At 64.8% G+C, this 9,860-nt stretch carries 9 protein-coding genes and 1 pseudogene; 5 read left to right on the forward strand and 5 right to left on the reverse strand.

Translation table 11 applies throughout. The features are described 5' to 3' along the window. A partial coding sequence (locus tag ACE3N6_RS18435; protein ID WP_374247287.1) for a GlxA family transcriptional regulator occupies window positions 1-727 on the reverse strand: 727 nt, incomplete at its 3' end. Window positions 728-808: 81 nt separating this feature from the next. Between ACE3N6_RS18435 and ACE3N6_RS18440 the strand changes: the two genes are divergently transcribed. The 3 genes from ACE3N6_RS18440 to trpE all read left to right on the forward strand — a co-directional run bounded on the left by ACE3N6_RS18440 (window position 809) and on the right by trpE (window position 4,373). Then, window positions 809-1,981, forward strand: a complete 1,173-nt coding sequence (locus tag ACE3N6_RS18440) for an MFS transporter (RefSeq protein WP_374247288.1) — start codon at window positions 809-811, stop codon at window positions 1,979-1,981. Window positions 1,982-2,027: 46 nt separating this feature from the next. Further along, entirely contained in the window at window positions 2,028-2,705 is a 678-nt protein-coding gene (locus ACE3N6_RS18445) for a phosphoglycolate phosphatase (protein ID WP_374247289.1), read from the forward strand. A 195-nt stretch (window positions 2,706-2,900) separates the two neighbouring features. After that, window positions 2,901-4,373, forward strand: coding sequence for an anthranilate synthase component I (gene trpE / locus ACE3N6_RS18450; protein ID WP_374247290.1), 1,473 nt, complete (start codon window positions 2,901-2,903; stop codon window positions 4,371-4,373). Between the two features lie 56 nt (window positions 4,374-4,429). On the opposite strand, the gene ACE3N6_RS18455 is transcribed toward trpE, so the two are convergent. Beyond that, window positions 4,430-4,984 carry a hypothetical protein gene (locus ACE3N6_RS18455; RefSeq protein WP_374247291.1) on the reverse strand — a complete coding sequence of 185 codons (555 nt, stop codon included), beginning with the start codon at window positions 4,982-4,984 and terminating at the stop codon, window positions 4,430-4,432. Window positions 4,985-5,352: 368 nt separating this feature from the next. On the opposite strand from ACE3N6_RS18455, the gene ACE3N6_RS18460 reads away from it, so the two are divergent. Further along, window positions 5,353-6,633: an integrase arm-type DNA-binding domain-containing protein gene (locus ACE3N6_RS18460; protein WP_003060765.1), complete on the forward strand. Its 1,281-nt coding sequence runs from the start codon at window positions 5,353-5,355 to the stop codon at window positions 6,631-6,633. A gap of 83 nt (window positions 6,634-6,716) precedes the next feature. On the opposite strand, the gene ACE3N6_RS18465 is transcribed toward ACE3N6_RS18460, so the two are convergent. Next, window positions 6,717-7,364 carry a substrate-binding domain-containing protein gene (locus ACE3N6_RS18465; RefSeq protein WP_374247292.1) on the reverse strand — a complete coding sequence of 216 codons (648 nt, stop codon included), beginning with the start codon at window positions 7,362-7,364 and terminating at the stop codon, window positions 6,717-6,719. Between the two features lie 106 nt (window positions 7,365-7,470). Between ACE3N6_RS18465 and ACE3N6_RS18470 the strand changes: the two genes are divergently transcribed. Beyond that, complete coding sequence (locus ACE3N6_RS18470; RefSeq protein ID WP_374247293.1) at window positions 7,471-7,800, forward strand: helix-turn-helix domain-containing protein; 330 nt, start codon at window positions 7,471-7,473, stop codon at window positions 7,798-7,800. A gap of 95 nt (window positions 7,801-7,895) precedes the next feature. Here the strand turns inward: ACE3N6_RS18470 and ACE3N6_RS18475 are convergent, their stop codons facing one another. Continuing rightward, the gene (locus ACE3N6_RS18475) at window positions 7,896-8,786 is read right to left on the reverse strand and encodes a LysR family transcriptional regulator (RefSeq protein WP_003050005.1); all 891 of its coding nucleotides are present in this window, start codon (window positions 8,784-8,786) and stop codon (window positions 7,896-7,898) included. Between the two features lie 187 nt (window positions 8,787-8,973). Next, a pseudogene (locus ACE3N6_RS18480) lies at window positions 8,974-9,860 on the reverse strand (thymidine phosphorylase); the annotation flags it as partial.

Genomic DNA, 9,860 nt, shown 5'->3' on the forward strand with positions numbered 1-9,860 from the left:
TCATGTGGGCCAGCCCGGCCAGCGCCTCCACGTCCAGCCGCTCGTCCAGATGGCTGCGGATGTGGTCGAGCAGCGTCGCAAAACGCCCGTCCGCCGGCTGCAGCTCGGCCAGCTGCGAGAACTGCGACTGCCCGCCCGGCCGCCGGAAGTACACCACCAGCTTGCGCGCCGCGTGGCGCGCCACCGCCTCGCCCAGGTCGTCGGCGATGAGCGCCAGGGCCAGATCGATGCCGGCGGTGATCCCCGCCGACGTCCACACCGCGCCGTCGCGCACGTAGATCCGGTCGGGCTCCAGGCGCACCTGAGGAAAGCGCTCGGCGAAGGCCCGCGAGCGCACCCAGTGGGTCGTCGCCCGGCGGCCGTCCAGCAGCCCGGCGGCGGCCAGCAGGAAGGCGCCGGTGCACACGCTGGCCACCCGCGGCAGCCGGGCGCCGCAGCGGCGCACGTAATCCACCGCCACGGGGTCGTGGCTGGCCGGGTACACCCCGTCGCCCCCTACCGCCACCAGGGTGTCGGCGCGTTCGAGGCGGTGCTGGTCCGCCTGGAAGGGCTGGGTGGCGAAGGCCACGCCGCAGGAACTGGCCACCGCCCCGCCGGCGCACGACACCACCTCCAGCGCGTAGGCGCCGGGCTGCAGCTCGTTGGCGGCCTCGAAGGCCGACAGGGGGCCGGCAGCGTCGAGGATCTGGAAGCCCGGGAAGACGAGGATGCGGATGGTGCGGGTCATGGCATGAATCGAGGGATCTGCGTCGTTTACGCCTTCACTCTAGCCGGCGACGATGGGTGCGTCAAAACCCCGGAGCCGAACATGAACCGCAACGTCCTCCTGCTGGCGCTCTCCCAGGCGCTGGCCATGACCGTCGTCAGCCTGATGCTGTCCTCCTCGGCGCTGATCGGCGTCGATCTCGCCGCCTCGCCCGGCTGGGCCACCCTGCCGCTGGCCGTCCAGTACCTCGTCACCGTGCTGGCGCTGCACCCCCTCGCGCGCTTGTCGGCGCGGCGGGGGCGGCGGCCGGTGTTCGTCGCCAGCGCGCTGATCGGTGCCGTGGGGCTGGCGCTGGCGATGGCCGGCGTCGCCACCCGCAGCTTCGCCCTCTTCGCCCTGGCCGGCCTGGGGGTGGGCGTGCTGGGCGCGGCCAGCCAGTTCTACCGCTTCGCCGCGGCCGAGGCGGTGCCGCCGTCCCAGCGCGGGCAGGCGATCTCGCTCACCCTCGCCGGCGGGGTGCTGGCCGCCTTTCTCGGGCCGATGCTGGCCCGCCACACCCGCGAACTGGCCGCCACGCCCTTCGTGGCGAGCTTCGCGGCGCTGGTGGGGGTGGCCCTGCTGGCGGCGCTGCTCGGGTCGCGCCTCACCCTGCCGACGCCCCGGCCCGCGCCGGCCGGCCGCGCGCCGCGTCGGCTGGTGGAGATCGCCCGCCACGGGCGCTTCCGGCTGGCGGTGGCCGGCGGCGCCATCGCCTACGGGGCAATGGGCCTGCTGATGACCGCCACGCCGCTGGCCATGCTGTGCGCCCGGCACGATTTCGACGCCACCGCCGCCGTCATCCAGTGGCATCTGGTGGCGATGTTCGCCCCGGGCTTCGTCAGCGGTGCGCTGATCCGGCGTTTCGGGGCGCCCGCGGCGATGTTCGGCGGCGGGGCGCTCAACCTGGCCGGCATCGCCTGGGCGCTGGGCGGCGACGCGATCCGCGACTTCGGCATCGCGCTGGCCCTGGTGGGCGTGGGCTGGAACTTCCTCTACGTGGGGGCCACCACGCTGCTCACCGACACCTGCCGCGACGAGGAGCGCCCCACGGTGCAGGCCTTCAACGACAGCGCGGTGTTCCTCACCGTGACGCTGGCCACGCTGTTCGCCGGGCGGCTGGTGGATGGGCTGGGCTGGGAGCGGGTCAATCTGCTGGCCGCGGTGCCGGTGGCGCTGCTGATGGTGGCCATCGCCGTGGGCGGCTGGCGGCGCGGCGCGCTGGCGTCCGCCCGGTGATCTCCCGTATCCTGCGCGGCTTCCGTTTCACACGCTTCGCCCTGCCATGACTGCCCACGCCCCTGGCCGCCCGGTGCGCGCCGTGCTGTTCGATCTGGACGGCACCCTGCTCGACTCCATCCCCGACCTGTCCGAAGCCTGCCGCCGGATGATGGTCGAGCTGGGCCGCGCGCCCCATTCCATCGACACCATCCGCACCTTTGTCGGCAAGGGCATGCTCAACCTGGTGCGGCGCTGTCTGGCCGAGCACGGCACCGCCAGCGACGCCGAGATCGCCGTGGCGGTGGACGCCTTCCGCCGCCACTACGCCGAGGTCAATGGCCTCGCCACCACGATTTACGACGGCGTGGTGCCGGCGCTGGCGGCGCTGCAGGCCCAGGGCGTGGCGATGGCCTGCGTCACTAACAAGCCGGCGGCCTTCACCGGCCCGCTGCTGGCGCGCATGGGCATCGCGGGCTACTTCGGCGCCACGGTGAGCGGCGACACCCTGCCCGACAAGAAACCCCACCCCGCGCCCCTCATCCACGCCTGCGAGCTGCTGGGTGTGACGGTGGCGGAATCGCTGATGATCGGCGACTCCGCCAACGATGCCGAAGCCGCCCGCGCCGCCGGCATGCCGGTGCTGCTCGTGACCTACGGCTACAGCGAAGGCATGCCGGTGGACAGCATCGATTGCGACGGGCTACTATCCAGCCTCGTCGATGCGCTCCCGCGCATCCGCTGACCCATCGGACCACCCCGATCCCATCGTGACCCCGAAGCGCATGACTTTCGTACAGGAGTTCCCTGCCGTTCGTATCCCCACCCCCGGTGGATGCGGCGGCCGGTCATGGCTGGGCTGCTGAGCCCCGTCCGAACCAGTCACGAGCAGCCCTCGTGATACCCTCGCGAAAAAGCATCATGTCCTTCCGGAGTCTCCATGACCGAAGCCGAATTCCAGGCCCTGGCCGATCAGGGCTATAACCGCATTCCGGTTACGCTCGAAACCTTTGCGGATCTCGACACCCCCCTCTCTGTTTACCTGAAGCTGGCCAACGCGCCCAACACCTACCTGCTCGAATCCGTGCAGGGCGGTGAGCGTTTCGGCCGCTACTCCATCATCGGCCTCGCCGCGCCCACGCGCATCGAAGTGCACGGCCGCACCGTGCTGCTGCTTACCAACGATCGGCTCGTCGAACGCCGCGACTACGGCGACCCGCTCGCCTACGTGGGCGAGTTCATGCAGCGCATCAAGGTGCCGCCCCGCGATCGCCTGCCGCGCTTCGCCGGTGGCCTGGTGGGCTGCTTCGGCTACGACACCGTGCGCTACATCGAGCCGCGCCTTGCCAAGACCGAAAAGACGGATGAACTCGGTACGCCGGACATCCTGCTGCTGCTCTCCGAAGAGATCGCCATCGTCGACAACCTCTCCGGCAAGCTCACCCTGGTGGTGTACGCCGAGCCCGAGGTGCCCAACGCCTACAAGCGCGCCCAGAAGCGCCTGAAGGAACTCCTCGCCCGCCTGCGCGAGCCGGTCAATGTGCCGGCCGACCAGCGCGCCGCGCCCACCGAGGCGGTGTCCAGCTTCGGCGAAGAGGCCTTCAAGGCCGCCGTGCAGCGGGCCAAGGACTACATCGTCGAGGGCGACATCATGCAGGTGGTGCTCAGCCAGCGCATGAGCAAGCCCTTCGGCGCCACGCCGCTGGCCCTGTACCGGGCGATCCGCAGCCTCAACCCGTCGCCCTACATGTTCTACTTCAACTTCGAGGAGTTCCAGGTGGTCGGCGCCTCGCCCGAGATCCTGGTCCGCCTCGAAGACAGCAACGTCACCGTGCGTCCCATCGCCGGCACCCGCAAGCGCGGCGCCACCCACGACGAGGATCTCGCCCTCGAGGCCGAGCTGCTGGCCGACGAGAAGGAGCGCGCCGAGCACCTCCAGCTCCTCGACCTGGGCCGCAACGACTGCGGCCGCGTGGCCACCACCGGCAGCGTCAAGGTCACCGAGCGCTTCACCGTCGAGCGCTACTCCCACGTGATGCACATCGTCTCCAACGTCGAGGGCAAGCTCAAGGAGGGCCTCGACGCCCTGGCCGTGCTGCGCGCCACCTTCCCGGCGGGCACGGTCTCCGGTGCGCCCAAGCTGCGGGCGATGGAGATCATCGACGAACTCGAACCCACCAAGCGCGGCATCTACGCCGGCTCCGTGGGCTACGTGGGCTTCCACGGCGACATGGATCTGGCCATCGCCATCCGCACCGCGGTGGTCAAGGACGGCATGATCCACGTCCAGGCGGGCGCCGGCATCGTCGCCGATTCCGATCCCCAGTCCGAGTGGCAGGAAACCCAGAACAAGGCCCGCGCCATGCTGCGCGCGGCCGAGATCGCCGAAGCCGGCCTCGACACCGCGCTGTGAGCACCCTGCAAAAGGCCGCCCGCAGGCGGCCTGGTGTCGCGCGGCGGGCGAGGGGGTCAGAACGCGATGCCCACCTTGGCCTGAACCAGCCAGTTGTCGGCGCCCTGCTGGCCGGCGGCGACGGTCTTGCCCACGGTGTCCTGCCAGCGCGCGCCAAGGCCCAGGTTGAGCTGGCCGATGCGGTAGTCCAGATCGGCGCCCACCTGCCAGGCGAACATGTCCACGGTGCGGTTGCCCGCGTCGGCCTTCACCCAGCCGATGCCGGGGCCCACGCCGAAGCTCATGTCGCGGGTGAGGGGGATCGTCCAGCGCGGGTTGAGTTCGACGGTGGTCAGGTCCAGCCCGTTCTTGTCGAACTTGTTCACCGACAGCTTGGTGCGCACCACGCCAGTGGGCGTCTGCAGCAGGCCGCAGTTCATGGCCAGCTCCAGGCCCCAGGCGTCGCCGCTCTTGGCGTGCTGCGGGTCCATGATGCCGCCGGTCACCGACGCCACGAAGTTCGGGGCGTAGCCCTTGTCCAGAATCGGCATGAACTTCCAGTCGCCGGCCAGAGCGGGGGTGGAGGCGGCGGCCACGGCGGCGGCGATCAGCAGGGTGCGAGTGGTTTTCATCGTTCTTCCTCGGGTGTTGTTGGAATGCGGCCCGATCTTTCCACACCCGCCGACCGCCTGTCGGTAACCAAGGTTACAAACATTTGCCGGGCCCGCGCCCTCCTGCGCCGGGCCGGCAGCCAGCCAGAACACGTCAACGCGTCGGCCCGTGCGGGCTTCGGCGCCCAGCGAAAGGATGCCTCGTCATGCTGCTGATGATCGATAACTACGATTGAGGTCTACTGGCGTCTATCAACCTCCATGGAACAACTCTAAGTCTATGTTTTTAAAGGGTTGATCGTCCATCGAGCGATTCTGAAAGCTGGACAAATCCAGTGCTCATGTGTGTAATGGAGTGTGTAACGGGCCAAACTGGAGGCGTTATACACATGGCACTCACAGCACTCAATCTTCTCTCGGCGCGCAAAGTGGAAACGGCGCAGCCCAGGCCCAAGGTGTACCAACTCCGGGACGGAGGCAGCCTCTTTTTGCGCGTTCAGCCCAACGGCTCCAAGCTCTGGTGGTACCGCTACCGGCTGGGCGGCGCTGAACAGGTGTACTCAATCGGGGTGTACCCAAAGGTCACGCTGGAGGCAGCCCGTGCGGAACGGGACCGGGCAAAGGCGTTGGTCAAGAAGGGCCTCGACCCCATCGTGGAGAAAAAGGCGGCGATCGCCCTCCAGGCCGACACATACGAACGCACGTTCGAGACCGTTGCTCGGGAGTGGATCGTCAGCAATGCTCACTGGAGCGAGTACTACACCAACCAGGTCACCAGCTACCTTGAGAAGGATGTTTTCCCCCGGATTGGCAAGTTGCCGATCAGCAGCATCAGGGCTCCACATCTGCGCCCCATCATCAAGGATGTGGCGGCTCGTGGCGCGAAGACTGTGGCGATCCTCATCCGCCAGTGGTGTGGGCAAATCTTCAGTTATGCGGCTGCCCAAGGTCTCTGCGAATACGATCCTGCCGCCTTGCTCAAGGGACTGGTCAAGCGCCCTCAGGTCCGCCACAACCCTCCGTTGACATGGGCAGAGATCCCGGACTTTCTCAATCGTGTGGACAACGAAGGGGGTTACCAGACGACAGTCCTCGCCCTCAAGCTGATGGCTTTGACCTACGTGCGCACCGTAGAACTGCGCAAGGCCTCCTGGGAAGAGTTCGACCTGGACAACGCCATGTGGTCGATTCCGTCCGAGCGCATGAAGATGCGACGCCCCCATCTGGTTCCCCTGTCACGGCAGGCGGTGGCCGCTCTTAGGGAACTACATGCTCTAACTGGCGGCGGCAAAGTATTGTTCCCGAGCTACAGAAAGCCGGGACAAGTGATGTCGGCAACGACGCTCAATCAAGCACTCAAGCGCATGGGTTATGGCGGACGGTTTTCGTCCCATGGCTTCCGCTCGACCGCAACGACGATCCTTGGACTGTTGGGATATCCGGAGAAGCGGGTCGATCTTCAACTCGCTCATTCCAAAAAGAGCAAGGACTCATCGCGCGCGCCCTACGATCACACGAAGTTTGTGGAGTCCCGCAAGGTAATCATGCAGGACTGGGCTGACATCCTTGACTCATTGCAGGCAGGGAAACCCGTTGAAGGGGTCACGAAGGCGTTTGGCCCCATGTCGAAGCGTAGAACGGCGCTGCTCCGTGTCATAGAGCGCGAGTGATGTCTGCTGCTTGGCGAGTGGAATGCCTAATGCACGTGTAGCACCTTGAACTGAAGACGCAGAACGAGGACATTGGCACTCGACTAGGTTGGAGCATTCTTGGCGACCTGCAGTGCTCTGCGCTCGAACCGCTCTGAAACAACGTCGGCTTGTCCGCAGGGCCGCTGCAGGTGGGTCACGATCTCGTAGGGTCCGTCAGACAGCGGCCGTGTGTGAATGCCCCATCCCTGCGCATGCTCAATGCGCGGTTGCGCGGATACCCCGACGCCGTAGCCGGCAGCGACCCATAGCGCGATCATCTCGAAGGAAGAGACACGCTGAATGTTCTGTTGACTCACCGCGGGAAGAGAAGGCAGCCGCTGATCCAGCAAAGGGCAATTCTCTGCAGGCCAGCGAAAGACGGAGTAGTCCAACAGTTCGGCGATCGTGAGCTTCGCCTGGTCAAGTAAGGGAAAGCGCAACGGCATGGCGACGGCCATGTTCTCGGTCCATAGAGGTTGGCTTTTCAGCGACGGATCGCTCGATCCTTCAAGCGTCATGCCCGCGTCGTAGCGGCCTTCCCGAAGTCCCGCAATCAAATCATCGGCTGTGACCTCATGAAACGAAATGGTGACTTCCGGCTCTTCCGCACGCTGCAACGCAAGCAATGCCGAAAGATGCGATGACGGTACGCCAGGCGCTATGGCAAGCCTGAAATTGGAAAAGGAAAACTGGCTGGTGGCGTCGTGCATGAGAGCCCCCACAAAGCGATCGGATCAAAAAGGTGAGCCACCATGATAGCCAAAAGAGATATCTTTAACGTGGTTAAATTCGGTCGATTGATCGACGCTTCTGGTGATGCAGAAGCGCAGCGTTCAACCGGGCCGCCCCCCTGGCACAACCACCTATGAAGCCGAGCCGGCACTGGCCTTCGGCCAAGCGGTGCGTGCTGCCCGCTTGGCGCAGGGAGTCGCTCAGGATGAATTCGCGTCCATGGCTGGTATAGCTCGCTCGCATATGGGCAAGATCGAGCGTGGGGAGCACATGCCCACGCTCGCATTGATACTGAAAATCTCCGCTGCCCTCAGCATATTGATCCGGCAGGCTTTATTCGTAAACCTTGCTCGGGCTGAGGTGTCGAAGCCCCTCGACGGGCTCAAGTTGAACGGCATCGGGATTCTGCAATAAACCGTGCCGGATCAATAAGTGCGGCAGAGCTGATGAGTGCAACGGAACGCAATCTTCGTGCCGATGCCCAATCTTAAGTGGTGCGGTCCGTTGCGTCAGTCGCTCGAAGGGTCCCGGAGGCGGTCGATAAATCGCACCAGCGAAGCCGATGAGTTGCTGCTTTCGAGTCGAAGCAGGTAGGTGGTGATCACGGCTGTATCCAGCGCCAATGGACGGATCACCACGTCCGGTCGCTGGCTGACCGGAATCTTGGTCGCCGTCATGAAGCCCACGCCGTAGCCGGCACCGACCAAGGTGAGCATCATGTCCAGCGAGGAAACCTCCTCAACGACATTCAGTTTGTGTTCCTGGGTCTGCAGGAGGCGCGCCAACTCGCGGCAGTAGCCTTCGCACACCTGGGGATCGCACAGGACAAGAGGATGCCCCCGGAGTTCATGGAGTGGAACCTCCTTGTGGACGAGCAGTGCGTGCCGGGCTGGCAAGGCGACCACCAGCGGGTCCTGCCAGATAGGTTCGGCGACGATGCCATCACCGACGTCGGCGGTATGAGCGAATCCGATGCAGAAGTCGCCCGAGCGCAGGCCGCGCAACTGCTCGGCCAAAGGCACTTCGGACATCCGTATCTCGATCTCGGGTTCTTCGGCACGGCAACGGGCTAGAAACGCCGACAGCCGGGGATCGAGCGCGCCGTCGGATACGGCGATGCGCAGGCTGCCTCGCAAGCCCGCCGCGACAGCCTTGACGTTCTCGCGGGCCTGCTCCAGGACGGTGAATAGCCGGCGAGTGTCCTGCAGGAACACGGCACCCGCAGCGGTCAGTCGGGTGCCCCGGCGGTCCCGGTCGAAGAGCACAGCGCCTAACTCGTCCTCAAGCTCCTTGATGGCGCGGGACAGAGGAGGTTGCTCAATGTGAAGACGCTCAGCCGCCCGTGTGAAATGAAGTTCTTCGGCCAAAACGATAAAGCAACGCAGGTGCCGCAGTTCCATGAGCAATGTTCCTATTCAGGCGCTGACGACCTCCTTCTGTTTGCTCCACGCGATGCAGGTTGAAAACTTCTTTTAAGCGATGTTTTTTCATATGTTCTTGAGCATGAGATGTAGGCGTTCAACTTTTCCAAACGAGAGGCCGGGCTGTGTTTGACCGAGCATTCAAGAGCCCTGTTTATCCACGGCGCTAAGGTTCAATCTTTACAATGTCCCCAATGCCTTGTACGTATGCGAGTGCATAGGCCATCTCTCCAGAGGTTTGCGCATGCAAAAACATCAATGGTTGTCCGCGTGTTATCTCGTCACCTAAGCGCACCTGCAATTGAATCCCTGCGGCTGGACTCTCAGGCGCACCGGCCAATTTGGCTAAACGAGAAAGCTTACGGTTGTCGATGTGTACTGCTCGGCCTGAAGTGGTTGCCAAAAGCGGTTCGACATAGAGAGCTTGGGGCGGCTCACGAAATCCCCCCTGAGCCGCGCAGATTCTCTGAAATTTTTCCCACGCGCGGCCACTGCTGATCGTCTCATGAGCCAACCGAAGTCCCTCCCCTTCTTTGGCGACGCCGCCAAGCTCAAGCACCGCGCCCGCCACCAACGCCACGCGGTCACATAGGTCTTGCGGCGCATCCGCCTCGTTGCGCAATACGGCCAACACGTCGCGCGCCTCCAACGCCGGGCCGATACCTCTGCCGACAGGCTGATTCCCGTCTGTAAACAGGCAACGCAATACAAGGCCAAATGACGCGGCGACTTCCGAAAGGTGATGCGCAAGATGCTCGGCAGTTTCCCGGCTGCGGACTTTTGCGGTTGGCCCAACCGGAATATCGATCACGATGTGGGTCGCCCCTGCTGCAATCTTCTTGGATAACACCGAGGCAATCAGTTGTCCTTGCGTGTCGATATCCAGTTCACGCTCAATACGCACGAAGATGTCGTCCGCGGGGCTGAGGTGCATCGCGCCGCCCCACGCCACGCATCCACCCTCTTTCTCCACGACCTTTCTGAGCGTATCCAGGTCCAGGTCTACAGGAGCCAGCGTTTCCATGGTGTCCGCCGTGCCAGCGGGAGAGGTGA

Source organism: Zoogloea sp., from assembly GCF_041904905.1.
GTDB lineage: Bacteria > Pseudomonadota > Gammaproteobacteria > Burkholderiales > Rhodocyclaceae > Zoogloea.